The sequence below is a fragment of the Streptomyces sp. NPDC056600 genome (genome assembly GCF_042792855.1).
Taxonomy (GTDB): Bacteria; Actinomycetota; Actinomycetes; order Streptomycetales; family Streptomycetaceae; genus Streptomyces.
This window is the reverse complement of sequence record NZ_JBHTVQ010000101.1, coordinates 1-15,221: the sequence shown is the minus strand read 5'-3', so window position 1 is coordinate 15,221 and position 15,221 is coordinate 1. Positions and strand designations below refer to the sequence as shown.

12 protein-coding genes and 1 tRNA gene are annotated in these 15,221 nt (G+C 72.1%); 6 read left to right on the top strand and 7 right to left on the bottom strand.

Annotation, left to right across the window (positions count from 1 at the left end):
- Nucleotides 1–86: 86 nt before the first annotated feature.
- The 3 genes from ACFRAV_RS30145 to ACFRAV_RS30135 form a co-directional block, all read right to left on the bottom strand.
- Nucleotides 87–914, bottom strand: coding sequence for a chaplin family protein (locus ACFRAV_RS30145; protein WP_382560403.1), 828 nt, complete (start codon nucleotides 912–914; stop codon nucleotides 87–89).
- 115 nt (nucleotides 915–1,029) lie between these two features.
- A complete protein-coding gene (gene chpH / locus ACFRAV_RS30140; RefSeq protein WP_351112586.1) occupies nucleotides 1,030–1,263 on the bottom strand; it encodes a chaplin ChpH in 234 nt (77 codons plus the stop codon).
- Between the two features lie 135 nt (nucleotides 1,264–1,398).
- A complete protein-coding gene (locus tag ACFRAV_RS30135) occupies nucleotides 1,399–2,709 on the bottom strand; it encodes a M20/M25/M40 family metallo-hydrolase (RefSeq protein ID WP_382560399.1) in 1,311 nt (436 codons plus the stop codon).
- Between the two features lie 163 nt (nucleotides 2,710–2,872).
- Here ACFRAV_RS30135 and ACFRAV_RS30130 point away from each other — a divergent pair.
- A tRNA-Leu gene (locus ACFRAV_RS30130) sits at nucleotides 2,873–2,960 on the top strand.
- Nucleotides 2,961–3,020: 60 nt separating this feature from the next.
- Here ACFRAV_RS30130 and corA read toward each other — a convergent pair.
- Nucleotides 3,021–4,022: a magnesium/cobalt transporter CorA gene (corA, locus tag ACFRAV_RS30125; RefSeq protein ID WP_382560397.1), complete on the bottom strand. Its 1,002-nt coding sequence runs from the start codon at nucleotides 4,020–4,022 to the stop codon at nucleotides 3,021–3,023.
- Between the two features lie 76 nt (nucleotides 4,023–4,098).
- Here corA and ACFRAV_RS30120 point away from each other — a divergent pair, with 76 nt between their 5' ends.
- The 4 genes from ACFRAV_RS30120 to mshC all read left to right on the top strand — a co-directional run bounded on the left by ACFRAV_RS30120 (nucleotide 4,099) and on the right by mshC (nucleotide 7,626).
- Nucleotides 4,099–4,797, top strand: coding sequence for a histidine phosphatase family protein (locus ACFRAV_RS30120; protein WP_382560395.1), 699 nt, complete (start codon nucleotides 4,099–4,101; stop codon nucleotides 4,795–4,797).
- Nucleotides 4,798–4,862: 65 nt separating this feature from the next.
- Nucleotides 4,863–5,447 (top strand): DUF3090 domain-containing protein, encoded by a 585-nt coding sequence (locus ACFRAV_RS30115; protein WP_382560392.1) that lies wholly within the window; start codon nucleotides 4,863–4,865, stop codon nucleotides 5,445–5,447.
- A complete protein-coding gene (locus ACFRAV_RS30110; protein ID WP_382560389.1) occupies nucleotides 5,417–6,247 on the top strand; it encodes an SCO1664 family protein in 831 nt (276 codons plus the stop codon). Before ACFRAV_RS30115 ends, ACFRAV_RS30110 begins: the two co-directional genes overlap by 31 nt.
- 149 nt (nucleotides 6,248–6,396) lie before the next feature.
- Nucleotides 6,397–7,626: a cysteine--1-D-myo-inosityl 2-amino-2-deoxy-alpha-D-glucopyranoside ligase gene (gene mshC, locus ACFRAV_RS30105; RefSeq protein ID WP_382560386.1), complete on the top strand. Its 1,230-nt coding sequence runs from the start codon at nucleotides 6,397–6,399 to the stop codon at nucleotides 7,624–7,626.
- A 106-nt stretch (nucleotides 7,627–7,732) separates the two neighbouring features.
- Here the strand turns inward: mshC and ACFRAV_RS30100 are convergent, their stop codons facing one another.
- From ACFRAV_RS30100 to ACFRAV_RS30090, 3 genes are all read right to left on the bottom strand, one after another.
- On the bottom strand, nucleotides 7,733–8,686 hold the full coding sequence (locus ACFRAV_RS30100; protein ID WP_382560382.1) for a PAC2 family protein: 954 nt from the start codon (nucleotides 8,684–8,686) through the stop codon (nucleotides 7,733–7,735).
- Nucleotides 8,687–8,873: 187 nt separating this feature from the next.
- Nucleotides 8,874–10,406, bottom strand: a complete 1,533-nt coding sequence (gene glpK / locus ACFRAV_RS30095; RefSeq protein WP_382560407.1) for a glycerol kinase GlpK — start codon at nucleotides 10,404–10,406, stop codon at nucleotides 8,874–8,876.
- A 95-nt stretch (nucleotides 10,407–10,501) separates the two neighbouring features.
- On the bottom strand, nucleotides 10,502–11,308 hold the full coding sequence (locus ACFRAV_RS30090) for an MIP/aquaporin family protein (RefSeq protein WP_351112570.1): 807 nt from the start codon (nucleotides 11,306–11,308) through the stop codon (nucleotides 10,502–10,504).
- 254 nt (nucleotides 11,309–11,562) lie between these two features.
- On the opposite strand from ACFRAV_RS30090, the gene metH reads away from it, so the two are divergent.
- Entirely contained in the window at nucleotides 11,563–15,078 is a 3,516-nt protein-coding gene (gene metH / locus ACFRAV_RS30085) for a methionine synthase (protein ID WP_382560379.1), read from the top strand.
- The last annotated feature ends 143 nt before the right edge of the window (nucleotides 15,079–15,221 follow it).

The window sequence follows — 15,221 nt, the reverse complement described above, 5'->3', positions numbered from 1 at the left end:
GCTACTGGTTTACGGGGTTACGGGGGCCCCCCCGGGGCGGCCCCCGCTTCACCCGTCTTCGGAGGTCTCCCGCGGGGAGACATGTCTCACGCCGCGGAGCGAGCCCGGCGGAAGAGCATCACGCCGGCCAGCAGCGCGCCCGCGCCGATCGGCAGCACCGATCCGGCCGGGACGCCCGCGCCGGTCTCGGCGAGCTGCGGCGGGGTGCCGCCGTGCGGGGCGGGCCCGTCGGGGGTGTCCGGAGTCCCGGGGGTACCGGGCGTGTCGGGACTGTCCGGGGTCCCCGGCTTCCCGGGCTTGCCGGGTGTGTCGGGGGTGTCCGGCTTCCCGGGCTTCGCCGGCTTCCCGGGCTTGCCCGGCGTGTCGGGGGTGTCCGGCGTGACCGGGGGCTTGCGGTGACGGCCGGTGCCCTCGTTGACGCAGTCGTTGCCCACGGCGGCGTTGCCGAGGCCGACCACGTTCACGCTGTTGCCGCAGACGTTCACCGGAACGTCCACCGGCACCTGGACGGTGTTGCCCGACCCCACGCCGGGCGAGCCGGTGCTCCGGCCGTCGGCGTGCGCGCCGCCGTGACCGTCGTGGCCGCCGCGGTGCTTGCCGCCGCCGTGCTGGCCACCACCCTGCTTGCCGCCTTGCTTTCCGCCGCCGTGCTTCCCGGAGCCGTGGCTGCCGCCGCCGATCGCGCAGCCGTTGCCGGCCGCGGGGTTGAGCAGACCCACGACGTTCACGGTGTTGCCGCAGACGTCGACGCCGATGTTCACCGGCACCTGGACGGTGTTCCCCGACAGCACGCCGGGGGAGTTGGCCGTGGAGCCGCCGGCGTGGGCGTCGGCGTGAGCCTGACCTCCGGCCGCGGCGATGACACCGGTCGCCGCCGCCACGGTCATCAGGCCCTTACGGGTGACGTGTCGCATTCTGAGAACTTCCTGCCTTCGACCTTGTCTGGTACCTGAGAGGGGCGGCCGACGGGCCGGCCCCGGGGGAAACCCGGGGCCGGCCGTCTCGGCGCCGTGTGGAACGGAGCGAGTGTCAGCCGTTGACGCAGGCGTTGCCGAAGGCCGGGTTCAGCAGGCCGATGACGCTGATCGTGTTGCCGCAGACGTTCACCGGCACGTGAACGGGCACCTGGATGACGTTGCCGGAGACGACACCGGGGGAGCCGACGGCGGCGCCCTCGGCTCCCGCGTCGGCGGCGGCCATGCCCGCGCCGGCCAGCACAAGTCCACCGGTGGCAGCAGCGGCGGCGACGATCTTCTTGATCATGATTCCTCCTGGAAAGGCAAACGCGACCCAGTTGCGGTCGCATCACCTGTAACGAGGACGGGCTAATAGGGCTACGAGCCTATGAGCGCATTCACTCGTCCCGGGAGGCTGCTGGACGCCTGAGCGATTAACCGATCAGCAGGCGTCGAGGAAGCGGTCCAGTACCCGCACCCCGAACTTCAGGCCGTCGACCGGCACGCGCTCGTCCACGCCGTGGAACATCCCGGCGAAGTCCAGCTCCGGGGGCAGCTTCAGCGGCGCGAAGCCGAAGCAGCGGATGCCCAGGTCGTCGAAGGACTTGGCGTCGGTGCCGCCGGAGAGCATGTACGGCACCGCCCGGGCGATCGGGTCCTCCGCCACCAGCGAGCTCTGCATGGCGTCGACCAGCCGGCCGTCGAAGTCCGTCTCCAGGGCCTTGTCCGCGTGCACGTCCTCCCGGCGCACCCGGGGGCCCAGCAGGCGGTCCAGGTCGGCGAGGAACTCCTCCTCGTAGCCCGGCAGGAAGCGGCCGTCGACGTGGGCGGTGGCCTGTCCGGGGATGACGTTCACCTTGTAGCCCGCGCCGAGCATGGTGGGCGCGGCCGAGTTGCGCAGGGTGGCGCCGACCATCTTGGCGATGCCGCCCAGTTTGGCCAGCGTCTCCTCCATGTTCTCCGGGTCCAGTTCGGTGCCCAGGGCGTCCGAGAGCTCGTCCAGGAAGGAGCGGACCGTCTTGGTCACCCGCACCGGCCAGGTGTGCCGGCCCAGCCGCCCCACCGCCTCGCACAGCTCGGTGACCGCGTTGTCGTGGTTGGTCATCGAGCCGTGGCCGGCCGTGCCGTCCACGGTCAGCCGCATCCAGTGCATGCCCTTCTGGGCCGTCTCGACCAGGTAGAGCCGCAGCTTCTCGTTGACCGTGAAGGAGAAGCCGCCGACCTCGCCGATGGCCTCCGTGACGCCCTCGAAGAGGTCGCGGTGGTTGTCCACGAGGTACCGGGCGCCGTAGGTGCCGCCGGCCTCCTCGTCGGCCAGGAAGGCCAGCACGACGTCCCGCGGGGGCTTGCGGCCGGTGCGCAGGCGCTCGCGGACCACGGCCAAGGTCATGGCGTTCATGTCCTGCATGTCGACCGCGCCGCGGCCCCAGACGCAGCCGTCGGCGATCTCGCCGGCGAAGGGGTGGTGCGTCCAGTCGTCGGCGTTGGCGGGGACGACGTCGGTGTGGCCGTGGATGAGCAGCGCGGGCCGGGAGCGGTCCTCGCCCTCGATGCGCGCCACGGTGGAGGCCCGCCCGGGACGCGACTCGATGATCTTCGGGTCCAGGCCCACCTCGGCGAGCTTCTCGGCCACGTATTCGGCGGCCTTGCGCTCGCCCGGCCCGGAACCGTCGCCGTAGTTGCTGGTGTCGATCCGGATCAGCTCCCGGCAGAGGTCGACGACCTCGTCCTCCCCGGTGACCTTCTCGCTCACGCGCTACCTCCCGCTGTCGTCCGGATGTGGTCCTGTTACATCCTCCCCCTCATGGCCCGCACGGACGAGAGGGGGCGTGATCGGGCACCCCGGAAAGCCTGGTAATGTTTCTCCTGTCGCCGCGAGGGGAACAGAGAAATCCCTCAGCAGCGACAGACACCTTGTCCGGGTGGCGGAATGGCAGACGCGCTAGCTTGAGGTGCTAGTGCCCTTTATCGGGCGTGGGGGTTCAAGTCCCCCCTCGGACACCAGACGAAGGGCCGCGGTCGACGACCGCGGCCCTTCGGCGTTGCCGCGCCTGTCGCGGACGGTCAGAGCCAGTCGCGGTTCTTGAAGAGCCTGAACAGGAAGTACTCCAGGACCGCCATCACCGCGATCACGGTGGGGTACGACCAGGTCCAGGTCAGCTCCGGCATGTGCTCGAAGTTCATGCCGTAGATGCCGGCGATCATCGTCGGCACCGCCGCCATGGCCGCCCAGGCGGAGATCTTCCGCATGTCGTCGTTCTGCCGGACGCTCATCTGCGCCAGGTGCGCCGAGAGGATGTCGGAGATCAGGCGGTCCAGCCCCTCCACCGACTCGTTGACCCGCATCAGGTGGTCGCCGACGTCACGGAAGAACGGCCGGGCCTCGTCGTCGACGAACGGCACCCTGCTGCCGCCGCGGCCGTTCTCCGCGAGCCGCAGCATGGGAGCGGTCAGCGGGCCGGTGGCCCGGCGGAACTCCAGGACCTGCCGCTTGAAGGTGTAGATCCGCTCCGCGGTGTTCCGGGTGCCGCCCGCGGACGGCGAGAAGACCTCTGCCTCGACCTCCTCCAGGTCGGTGTGCAGCTCGCGCCCCACCTCCAGGTAGTGGTCGACCACGGTGTCGGCGATGGCGTACAGCACCGCCGTCGGACCGCGCTCCAGGGTCTCCGGCTCCCGCTCCAGCCGGTCGCGCACCGCGTGCAGCGGCGTGTCGCCGTGCCGGACGGTGACCACGAAGGCGTCGCCCAGGAAGATCATGATCTCGCCGGTGGAGACCTCGTCGCTGCGCGGTTCGTAGATCACCGGCTTGAGGACCACGAACAGCGAGTCGTCGTAGACCTCCAGCTTCGGCCGCTGGTGCGCCTTGAGGGCGTCCTCGACGGCCAGCGGATGGAGCCCGAACTCGCTGGCGACCAGGTCGAACTCCTCCGGCGTGGGCTGGTGCAGCCCGATCCAGACGAACGACGAGTCGCTTCCCGCGGCGCGCGCCTGTGCCAGGGCGTCGGAGTAGTCCTCCTCGGCCGGGACCCTCTTCCCGTTCCGGTACACGGCGCAGTCGACGATCACCTGGTGCGTTCTCCCTCGTCCCGACGGACCCCACGGTGAGGTCCCCACAGTCCCTGGTACCCCTACCCTGGGCGACATGCCCACGCTCATCCTGGTCCGGCACGGACGTTCCACCGCCAACACCGCGGGACTGCTCGCCGGACGCATGCCCGGTGTGACGCTCGACGAACGCGGCGCCGCGCAGGCCGCCGCCCTCCCGGCCCGGCTGGAGGGGGTGCCGCTGGCCGAGGTCGTCACCAGCCCGCTGCGCCGCTGCCGGGAGACGGTCCAGCCGCTGCTGGCGGCCCGCCCGGGGCTGCCCGTCCACACCGAGGAGGGCATCACCGAGTGCGACTACGGCGACTGGACCGGCCGCAAGCTGGACGAGCTGTCCGGCGAGCCGCTGATGGAGGTCGTGCAGGCCCACCCCACCGCCGCCGCCTTTCCCGGCGGCGAGTCGATGCGCACGATGCAGCACCGGGCCGCCGAGGCGGTCCGGGAGTGGAACCTGCGGATCGAGAAGGAGCACGGGGCCGACGCGGTCTACCTGATGTGCTCCCACGGCGACATCATCAAGTCGCTGGCCGCCGACGCCCTGGGGCTGCACCTCGACCAGTTCCAGCGCCTCCAGGTCGAGCCCTGCTCGGTCACCGTGGTGCGCTACACCCGCACCCGGCCCTTCCTGCTGCGCCTCGGCGACACCGGCGACCTCGCCTCGCTGATCCCGCGTCCGGACCGGGTTCCGGAGGGGTCCGGCGGCGACGCCACGGTCGGGGGCGGCGCCGGGGCACCGTGATCGTCCCCGCAGTAGGGTGAAGCGCGTCAGCCCGTACCCCGACGACGACTCCCAGGAGACAGGACGTGTCACGTCAGGTGTTCCTCTACGATCCGCCGGACCGCTTCGTGGCCGGCACGGTCGGGCTGCCCGGGCGCCGTACGTTCTACCTCCAGGCCAGCGCCGGGGCCCGGGTGACCAGCGTCGCGCTGGAGAAGACCCAGGTCGCCGCACTCGCCGAACGGATGGACGAGCTGCTGGACGAGGTGGTGCGCCGCAGCGGCGGCAGCGCCTCCGTGCCCGCGGTCACCCCCGCCGACGTGCTGGACACCGCGCCCCTGCAGACGCCGGTGGACGAGGAGTTCCGGGTCGGCACCATGGCCCTGGCCTGGGACGGCTCCGACCAGCGCATGATCGTCGAGGCGCAGGCATTGGTCGAGCTGGAGGCGGAGACCGACGAGGACCTGGCCGCCGCGGAGGAGCAGATGCTCCAGGACGAGGAGAACGGCCCGCCCGTGCTGCGGGTGCGGCTCACCGGGGCGCAGGCGAGATCGTTCGCCAAGCGCGCCCTGGAGGTCGTCGACGCCGGACGCCCGCCGTGCCCCCTGTGCAGCCTGCCGCTCGACCCGGAGGGACACGTATGTCCGCGCCAGAACGGATACCGGCGCTGAGCCTGCCGCCCGCCGAACTGCTGGCCCGTGGCGAGCTCACCGTGCGCGGCCGGATCCCGGAGGCGTCCAACGCCGCGCTGTACTGCACCGTCGCGCTGGACGGGCAGGAGGCGGCGTGCGTCTACAAGCCGGTGGCGGGGGAGCGCCCGCTGTGGGACTTCCCCGACGGGAACCTCGCCCGCCGCGAGGTGGCCGCCTACGAGGTGTCCGAGGCCACCGGCTGGGGGCTCGTCCCACCCACCGTGCTGCGTGAGGGACCGCACGGCGAGGGCATGTGCCAGCTGTGGATCGAGCAGCCCCGGGAGCCGGAGCCGGGCGGCGAACTGCTCGCCCTGGTCGACCCGGAGAACCCCGGGCCCGGCTGGAAGGAGATCGGCCTCGCCGAGGTGGGGGAGGGCCGCACCGCCCTGCTGGTGCACGCCGACGACCCGCGACTGCGGCGGCTCGCCGTGCTGGACGCGGTGATCAACAACGCCGACCGCAAGGGCGGCCACCTGCTGACCGCGCCCGGCGGGCGGCTGTACGGCATCGACCACGGGGTCACCTTCCACACCGACGACAAGCTGCGGACGCTGCTGTGGGGCTGGGCCGGCGAGCCGCTCCCGCAGGAGGCGCTGGAGGCCCTGCGCCGCCTGGCGGCCGCGCTGGCCGACGACGGCCCTCTCACCGCGCGCCTGGCCCCCCTGATCACCGCGGCGGAGCTGGACGCCACCCGGGCGCGGGTCGCAGCCCTCCTGGACACCGGGATCCACCCGGAGCCGGGCGGCGAATGGCCCGCCCTGCCCTGGCCGCCGATCTGACGCGGTCCGGCGATTTCCGGCCACGCCGGGCCCGGCGGACGCCGAAGCACGGCGGAGGGATGCGCGCAAGAGTGCCTGTTCGGTCACGTGGGGGCCGTCTGGCGCGGACCGGTTCGTGGCCGGAACACCTGTCCGGTTAGGCTCATGACATGCATGCCTGGCCCGCTTCCGACGTCCCCGCCCTGCCCGGTCAGGGCCGCGACCTGAGGATCCACGACACCGCGACCGGCGGTCGCGTCACCCTCACCCCCGGCCCCGTCGCCCGCATCTACGTCTGCGGCATCACGCCCTACGACGCCACCCATATGGGTCACGCGGCGACCTACAACGCGTTCGACCTCGTCCAGCGCGTCTGGCTGGACACCAAGCGCCAGGTCCACTACGTCCAGAACGTCACCGACGTGGACGACCCCCTGCTCGAGCGCGCCCAGCGCGACGACGTCGACTGGGTGGCCCTCGCCGAGCGCGAGACGGCCCTGTTCCGCGAGGACATGACCGCCCTGCGGATGCTGCCGCCGAAGCACTACATCGGCGCCGTGGAGGCCATCCCCGGCATCGTCCCGCTGGTGGAGCGCCTGCTGGCGGCCGGCGCGGCCTACGAGCTCGAGGGCGACGTCTACTTCTCCGTCGAGTCCGACCCGCACTTCGGCCGGGTGTCGAACCTGGACGCGGCCGCGATGCGGCTGCTGTCCGCCGAGCGCGGCGGCGACCCGGAGCGCCCCGGCAAGAAGAACCCCCTCGACCCGATGCTGTGGATGACCGCCCGCGAGGGCGAGCCCAGCTGGGACGGCGGCAGCCTCGGCCGCGGCCGCCCGGGCTGGCACATCGAGTGCGTCGCCATCGCCCTGGACCACCTCGGCATGGGCTTCGACGTGCAGGGCGGCGGCTCCGACCTCGCCTTCCCGCACCACGAGATGGGCGCCTCGCACGCCCAGGTGCTGACCGGCGAATACCCCATGGCCAAGGCGTACGTCCACGCCGGCATGGTCGGCCTGGACGGCGAGAAGATGTCGAAGTCCAGGGGCAACCTGGTCTTCGTCTCCCGGCTGCGCCAGGACGGCGTCGACCCGGCCGCCATACGGCTGGCCCTGCTCGCCCACCACTACCGCAGCGACTGGGAGTGGACCGACCAGGTCCTGCGGGACGCCGTCGAGCGCCTCGACCGGTGGCGCGCCGCCGTCTCCCGGCCGGACGGCCCGCCCGCCGACGCGCTGGTCGAGGAGATCCGCGACGCCCTCGCCGACGACCTCGACGCCCCCGCCGCGCTGGCCGCGGTGGACCGCTGGGCCGCCGTCCAGCAGAGCACCGGCGGCCAGGACATCGGCGCCCCCGGCGTGGTCACCCGCGCGGTCGACGCCCTGCTCGGCGTCGCGCTCTAGGCGGACACGAACAGTCGCGCTCCAGGCAGACACGAACGAGGGGAGGGCCCCACACCGTCGGGTGTGGGGCCCTCCCCTCGTTCGTGCGACCGCTGCGGCGGCCCGGTCAGTCCTCCGAGCCCGCGCCCGGACCGGGACCCGGCCCCGCACCGGGGCCCTGCGGCGGATCGTCGTCGTCCCCGGACCGCGGCGGCTTCCCGGGGCGGGAGCGGCCGCCCGGGCTGTCCCGGCGGCGCAGGTACCGCTCGAACTCGCGGGCGATCGCCTCGCCTGAGGCCTCCGGGAGGTCCGCGGTGTCCCGCGCCTCCTCCAGGGTCTGCACGTACTCGGCCACCTCGCTGTCCTCGGCGGCCAGCTGGTCCACGCCGACCTGCCAGGCGCGCGCGTCCTCCGGGAGCTCGCCCAGTGGGACGCGGATGTCGATCAGGTCCTCCAGCCGGTTCAGCAGCGCCAGCGTGGCCTTCGGGTTCGGCGGCTGCGACACGTAGTGCGGCACCGCCGCCCACAGGCTCACCGCCGGCACCCCGGCGTGTGTGCAGGCCTCCTGGAGCACGCCCACGATGCCGGTGGGGCCCTCGTACTTGGTCTCCTCCAGGTCCATCCGCCGCGCCAGGTCGGCGTCGGAGGTGGTCCCGCTGATCGGCACCGGCCGGGTGTGCGGGGTGTCGCCGAGCAGCGCGCCCAGGATCACCACCAGCTCCACGCCCAGCTCGTGGGCGAAACCGAGCAGCTCGTTGCAGAAGGTGCGCCAGCGCATCGACGGCTCGATGCCACGGACCAGCACCAGGTCGCGCGGCTTGTCCCCGCCCACGCGCACCACCGAGAGCCGGGTCGTCGGCCAGGTGATCTTGCGGACCCCGTTGTCCAGCCACACGGTGGGCCGGTTGACCTGGAAGTCGTAGTAGTCCTCGGCGTCCAGCGCCGCGAACACCTCGCCCTTCCACTCCTTCTCGAGATGCGCGACCGCGGCGGAGGCGGCGTCACCGGCATCGTTCCAGCCTTCGAACGCGGCCACCATGACCGGGTCGATCAGCTCGGGAACCCCCTCGAGCTCGATCACCCAGCGCCTCCTTCCGACGAGTCCTCGCGTACGCCACAACCTTACGGCGTTCGAGGGCACTGCCCGCAGCCCCCTCGAACGGCCCGTGAGCGATCACTGCCCCGCCGGGAAGGGGTGCACACACGCCCCGGCGGCCCCGGGCGCGGACAGCTCTCCCGCGCGCCGGGGCCGCCGGGGCGTCACCGGCTCACTCCTCGACCCAGTCCATCGTCCGCCGGACCGCCTTGTGCCAGTTGTGGTACTCGCTGTCGCGGACCGCCGGGTCCATGTGGGGCGTCCACTCGGCGTCCTGGCGCCAGTTGGCGCGCAGCTCGTCCACGCTCTTCCAGAAGCCGACCGCCAGGCCCGCCGCGTAGGCCGCGCCCAGACAGGTCGTCTCGGACACCTCGGGCCGCACCACCGGCGCGTCCAGGCAGTCCGCGAGGATCTGCATCAGCAGGTCGTTGGCGGTCATGCCGCCGTCCACCCGCAGCGTCGCCAGCTGGACCCCGGAGTCCTTGGCCATGGCGTCGGTGATCTCCCGGGTCTGCCAGGCCGTGGCCTCCAGCACCGCGCGCGCCAGGTGCGCCTTGGTGACGTACCGGGTGAGCCCGGCGATCACCCCGCGGGCGTCGGAACGCCAGTAGGGGGCGAACAGGCCGGAGAACGCCGGCACGAAGTACGCGCCGCCGTTGTCCTCCACCGAGGCGGCCAGCGGCTCGATCTCGGCCGCGCTGGAGATCATCCCCATCTGGTCGCGCATCCACTGCACCAGCGAACCGGTGACCGCGATCGACCCCTCCAGCGCGTAGACCGGCTTCTGCCCGCCGATCCGGTAGCCGACCGTGGTGATCAGCCCGCTGTAGGAGTTGATGATCTTCTCGCCGGTGTTCATCAGCAGGAAGGTGCCGGTGCCGTAGGTCGACTTGCCCTCGCCCTCGGCGAAGCAGGTCTGGCCGAACAGCGCGGCCTGCTGGTCGCCCAGCGCCGAGGCGACCGGGATGCCGCCCAGCAGGTCGCCCAGCCGTCCGCCCCGGATCTTCCCGTACTCCTCGGCGGAGGAGCGGATCTCCGGGAGCATCGCGGTGGGGACGCCGATCGACTCGCAGATCCGCTCGTCCCAGTCGAGGGTGCGCAGGTTCATCAGCAGGGTGCGCGAGGCGTTGGTGACGTCGGTGACGTGCCGGCCGCCGTCCACGCCGCCCGTCAGGTTCCAGATCACCCAGCTGTCCATCGTGCCGAAGAGGATGTCCCCGGCCTCCGCCCGCTCGCGCAGGCCGTCCACCTGGTCCAGCAGCCAGCGTGCCTTGGGCCCGGCGAAGTAGGACGCCAGCGGCAGGCCGGTCTCCCGGCGGAAGCGGTCCTGGCCCACATTGCGGCCCAGTTCGCGGCAGAGCGCGTCGGTGCGGGTGTCCTGCCAGACGATCGCGTTGTGCACCGGCCGGCCGGTGTGCCGGTCCCACAGCACGGTCGTCTCGCGCTGGTTGGTGATGCCGATGGCCACGATGTCGTCCCGGGTGACGCCCGCGGCGGTGATCGCCCCGGCGACCACCTCCTCCAGGTTGGCCCAGATCTCCATGGCGTCGTGCTCGACCCAGCCCGGCTTCGGGAGGATCTGTTCGTGCTCCTTCTGGTCCACCGCGACGATCCGGCCGTCCCGGTCGAAGACGATGCAGCGGGTCGACGTGGTGCCCTGGTCGATGGCCGCGATGAACGGGCCTGCGCTGCGTCCTTCGGTCACTGGCTGCTGGTCGGTCACTGGTCACCCTTCGAGGTCTGCGGACGGGGTACGTGCGGGTCGACGCGTCTGCTCCACCGCGGCCTGCGCATGGTCTCTCAGGGGAACAGCCACCGGTAGAGACCCGCCGCGACCACCGCGCCGATCAGCGGACCGGCGACCGGCACCCAGGCGTACCCCCAGTCGGAGCCGCCCTTGTTCGGCAGGGGCAGGAGCGCGTGCGTCACCCGGGGGCCCAGGTCGCGGGCCGGGTTGATGGCGTAGCCGGTCGGGCCGCCCAGCGACAGGCCGATCGCGACCACGAGCAGGGCGGTGACCAGACCGCCCAGCGGGCCCAGGCCGTCGCCGTCGGCGTTGAGCCCCTGGGTGAGCACGCCGAGCAGCAGCACCACCGTGCCGATGATCTCGGTGAGCAGGTTCTGCAGCGGTTTGCGGATCTCCGGGCCGGTGGAGAAGATGCCCAGCACCGGTCCGGCGGCCGGTTCCCGCGCCTCGACCGACTTGCCCTCGGCGGTCGGCGTCTTCTGCGCACCGGGGCCGCCGACGATCTCGTGGTCGGTCAGATGGGCGTGGAACTGCCCGTAGTAGGCGACCCACACGAGGGCCGCGCCGATCATCGCGCCGAGCATCTGCCCGGCCCAGTACAGCGGCAGGTCCGCCCAGGCGGTGCCCCCGTTCAGGGCAAGGGCCAGGGTGACCGCCGGATTGAGGTGGGCCCCGGACACGGGTCCCGTGGCGTAGACCGCGACCATCACGGCCAGGCCCCAGCCGAAGGCGATGGAGAGCCATCCGGCGTTGCGGGCCTTGGACGCCTTGAGTGTGACGGCGGCGCACACGCCGCCGCCGAGGAGGATGAGAAGAGCCGTCCCTACTGTCTCGCCGATGAAGATCTGGGAGCTCGTCATCCTTCGCATGGTAACGACGAGACCCGAGGGGCGATACCGGAGTGTGATGGCGTGATTACGCCAAGATCACACCCCCCGGCGGGCCTCCGGTGGCCCTTCGCCCCGTCCGCCGTACGTCCGTCCGGCGGCGTCCGCACAGTGGACCGGAGCGCCACTGTGCGGACACCCCGGCTAGGCTGATCTGGTGCGCACCCCGCGGAATCGGTCCGCGACCGCGCAAAGCCGACAGCCGTCGCATCCCAGGGAGCTCCTCCATGGCCTCGTCGCCGTCCCCGTCCGCAGCAGACGCCCGTGCCCGCGTGTCCGCCCTCCGAGAGGCCCTGGCCACCCGCGTGGTGGTCGCCGACGGGGCGATGGGCACGATGCTCCAGGCGCAGGACCCCACCCTGGAGGACTTCCAGGACCTCGAGGGCTGCAACGAGATCCTGAACGTCACCCGCCCCGACATCGTCCGTTCGGTCCACGACGCCTACCTCGAGGTGGGCGTCGACTGTGTCGAGACCAACACCTTCGGCGCCAACCACTCGGCCGCCGCCGAGTACGAGATCGCCGACCGGATCCACGAGCTGTCCGAGGCGGGCGCCCGCGTCGCCCGCGAGGCGGCCGACGACTTCACCGCGCGCACCGGCCGACAGCGCTGGGTGCTGGGTTCCATGGGCCCCGGCACCAAGCTGCCCACCCTGGGCCACATCGGCTACGGCGTCGTCCGCGACGGCTTCCAGGCCAACGCCGAGGGCCTGCTCGGCGGCGGCGCCGACGCGCTGATCGTGGAGACCACCCAGGACCTGCTGCAGACCAAGGCCGCCGTCGTGGGCGCCCGCCGCGCCATGGAGGCCACCGGCGTCCAGGTGCCGCTGATGGTGTCGATGGCGTTCGAGACCACCGGCACCATGCTGCTCGGTTCCGAGATCGGCGCCGCGCTCACCGCGCTCGAGCCGCTCGGCATCGACATGATCGGCCTGAACTGCTCGACCGGCCCCGCCGAGATGACCGAGCACCTGCGCTACCTGGCCCGCCACTCCCGCATCCCGCTGCTGTGCATGCCCAACGCCGGCCTGCCCGTCCTCACCAAGGACGGCGCGCACTTCCCGCTGGACGCCGAGGGCCTGGCCGACGCCCAGCAGGACTTCGTCCGCGACTACGGCCTCTCCCTGGTCGGCGGCTGCTGCGGCACCACGCCGGAGCACCTGCGTCAGCTGGTCGAGCGGGTCCAGGGCGCCGCCCCGGTCGAGCGCGACCCGCGTCCCGAGCCCGGAGCCGCCTCGCTCTACCAGACGGTGCCGTTCCGCCAGGACACCTCCTACCTCGCCATCGGCGAGCGCACCAACGCCAACGGCTCCAAGAAGTTCCGCGAGGCCATGCTGGAGGGCCGCTGGGACGACTGCGTCGAGATGGCCCGCGAGCAGATCCGCGAGGGCGCGCACATGCTCGACCTGTGCGTGGACTACGTGGGCCGCGACGGCGTCGCCGACATGGCCGAGCTGGCCGGCCGGTTCGCGACCGCCTCCACCCTGCCGATCGTGCTGGACTCCACCGAGGTGGACGTGCTGCGGGCCGGTCTGGAGAAGCTGGGCGGCCGTGCCGTGCTGAACTCCGTCAACTACGAGGACGGGGCCGGGCCCGAGTCGCGGTTCGCCAAGGTCACCGAGCTGGCCCGGGAACACGGCGCCGCGCTGATCGCGCTGACCATCGACGAGGAGGGCCAGGCCCGCACGGTGGAGAAGAAGGTCGAGATCGCCGAGCGGCTGATCGACGACCTGACCGCCAACTACGGCATCCACGAGTCGGACATCCTGGTCGACTGCCTGACCTTCACCATCTGTACCGGGCAGGAGGAGTCCCGGGGGGACGGCGTCGCCACCATCGAGGCGATCCGCGAGCTCAAGAGCCGCCGCCCGGACGTGCAGACCACCCTCGGCCTGTCCAACATCTCCTTCGGCCTCAACCCGGCCGCCCGCATCCTGCTGAACTCCGTCTTCCTGGACGAGTGCGTCAAGGCGGGCCTGGACTCGGCGATCGTGCACGCCAGCAAGATCCTCCCGATCGCCCGGTTCAGCGAGGAGGAGGTCGCCACCGCCCTGGACCTGGTGTACGACCGCCGCAGCGAGGGCTACGACCCGCTGCAGAAGCTGATGCAGCTCTTCGAGGGCGCCACCGCCAAGTCGCTCAAGGCGGGCAGGGCCGAGGAACTGGCCGCGCTGCCGCTGGACGAGCGGCTCAAGCGACGGATCATCGACGGCGAGAAGAACGGCCTGGAGGCCGACCTCGACGAGGCGCTGACCACCCGCAAGGCCCTCGACATCGTCAACGACACCCTGCTGGACGGCATGAAGGTGGTCGGCGAGCTGTTCGGCTCGGGCCAGATGCAGCTGCCGTTCGTCCTCCAGTCCGCCGAGGTCATGAAGACCGCGGTCGCGCATCTGGAGCCGCACATGGAGAAGACGGACGAGGCGGGCAAGGGCACCATCGTGCTGGCCACCGTCCGCGGCGACGTGCACGACATCGGCAAGAACCTGGTCGACATCATCCTCTCCAACAACGGCTACAACGTCGTCAACCTCGGCATCAAGCAGCCGGTCTCGGCGATCCTGGACGCGGCCGAGGAGCACCGGGCCGACGTCATCGGCATGTCGGGCCTGCTGGTGAAGTCCACGGTGATCATGAAGGAGAACCTGGAGGAGCTGAACCAGCGCGAGCTGGCCGCCCGCTTCCCGGTGATCCTCGGCGGCGCCGCCCTCACCCGCGCCTACGTCGAGCAGGACCTGCACGAGATCTACCAGGGCGAGGTCCGCTACGCCCGGGACGCCTTCGAGGGCCTGCGCCTGATGGACGCGCTGATCGGCATCAAGCGCGGCGTGCCCGGCGCCAAGCTGCCCGAGCTGCGCCAGCGCCGGGTGAAGGCGGCCCCCGCCCTCCAGGTGGAGGAGCGCCAGGACGAGGGGCCGGTGCGCTCCGACGTGGCCACCGACAACCCCGTCCCGACCCCGCCCTTCTGGGGCACCCGCGTGGTCAAGGGCATCCAGCTCAAGGAGTACGCCTCCTGGCTCGACGAGGGCGCCCTGTTCAAGGGCCAGTGGGGCCTGAAGCAGGCCCGCACCGGCGACGGCCCCTCCTACGAGGAGCTCGTCGAGACCGAGGGCAGGCCGCGGCTGCGCGGCCTGCTGGACCGGCTGCAGACGGAGAACCTGCTGGAGGCCGCCGTCGTGTACGGCTACTTCCCCTGCGTCTCCAAGGGCGACGACCTGATCCTGCTGGACGAGGACGGCGGCGAGCGCACCCGCTTCACCTTCCCCCGCCAGCGCCGCGGCCGCCGGCTCTGCCTGGCGGACTTCTTCCGTCCCCAGGAGTCCGGCGAGACGGACGTGGTCGGCCTCCAGGTCGTCACCGTCGGCTCGCGGATCGGCGAGGAGACCGCCCGGCTGTTCGCCGCCGACTCCTACCGCGAATACCTGGAGCTGCACGGTCTGTCCGTGCAGCTCGCCGAGGCGCTCGCCGAGTACTGGCACGCCCGGGTCCGCTCCGAGCTCGGCTACGCCGGCGAGGACCCGGACGAGATGAGCGGCATGTTCGAGCTGAAGTACCGCGGCGCCCGCTTCTCCCTCGGCTACGGGGCCTGCCCCGACCTGGAGGACCGGGCCAAGATCGCGGAGCTGCTGAAGCCGGAGCGCATCGGCGTCCACCTCTCCGAGGAGTTCCAACTGCACCCGGAGCAGTCCACCGACGCCATCGTCATCCACCACCCCGAGGCGAAGTACTTCAACGCCCGCTGAGCCGCTCGCGCCCGTCGCGCCGCCGTTTCCGGCAGGCGATCGGCGCGAACCGGTCGTACACTGGTCGATCCGCCGCAGGCCGGCCGCCCTCCCCTCCCGGGGGGGGGGGCCCGCCCGGGGGCCCCCCCCCCCCCCCACCCGCA

Coding starts and splice junctions, on each gene's coding strand:
- ACFRAV_RS30145 (WP_382560403.1), bottom strand. CDS start 914: ATGCGACACGTCACCCGTAAGGGCCTGATGACCGTGGCGGCGGCGACC.
- chpH (WP_351112586.1), bottom strand. CDS start 1,263: ATGATCAAGAAGATCGTCGCCGCCGCTGCTGCCACCGGTGGACTTGTG.
- ACFRAV_RS30120 (WP_382560395.1), top strand. CDS start 4,099: ATGCCCACGCTCATCCTGGTCCGGCACGGACGTTCCACCGCCAACACC.
- ACFRAV_RS30110 (WP_382560389.1), top strand. CDS start 5,417: ATGTCCGCGCCAGAACGGATACCGGCGCTGAGCCTGCCGCCCGCCGAA.
- mshC (WP_382560386.1), top strand. CDS start 6,397: ATGCATGCCTGGCCCGCTTCCGACGTCCCCGCCCTGCCCGGTCAGGGC.
- ACFRAV_RS30090 (WP_351112570.1), bottom strand. CDS start 11,308: ATGACGAGCTCCCAGATCTTCATCGGCGAGACAGTAGGGACGGCTCTT.
- metH (WP_382560379.1), top strand. CDS start 11,563: ATGGCCTCGTCGCCGTCCCCGTCCGCAGCAGACGCCCGTGCCCGCGTG.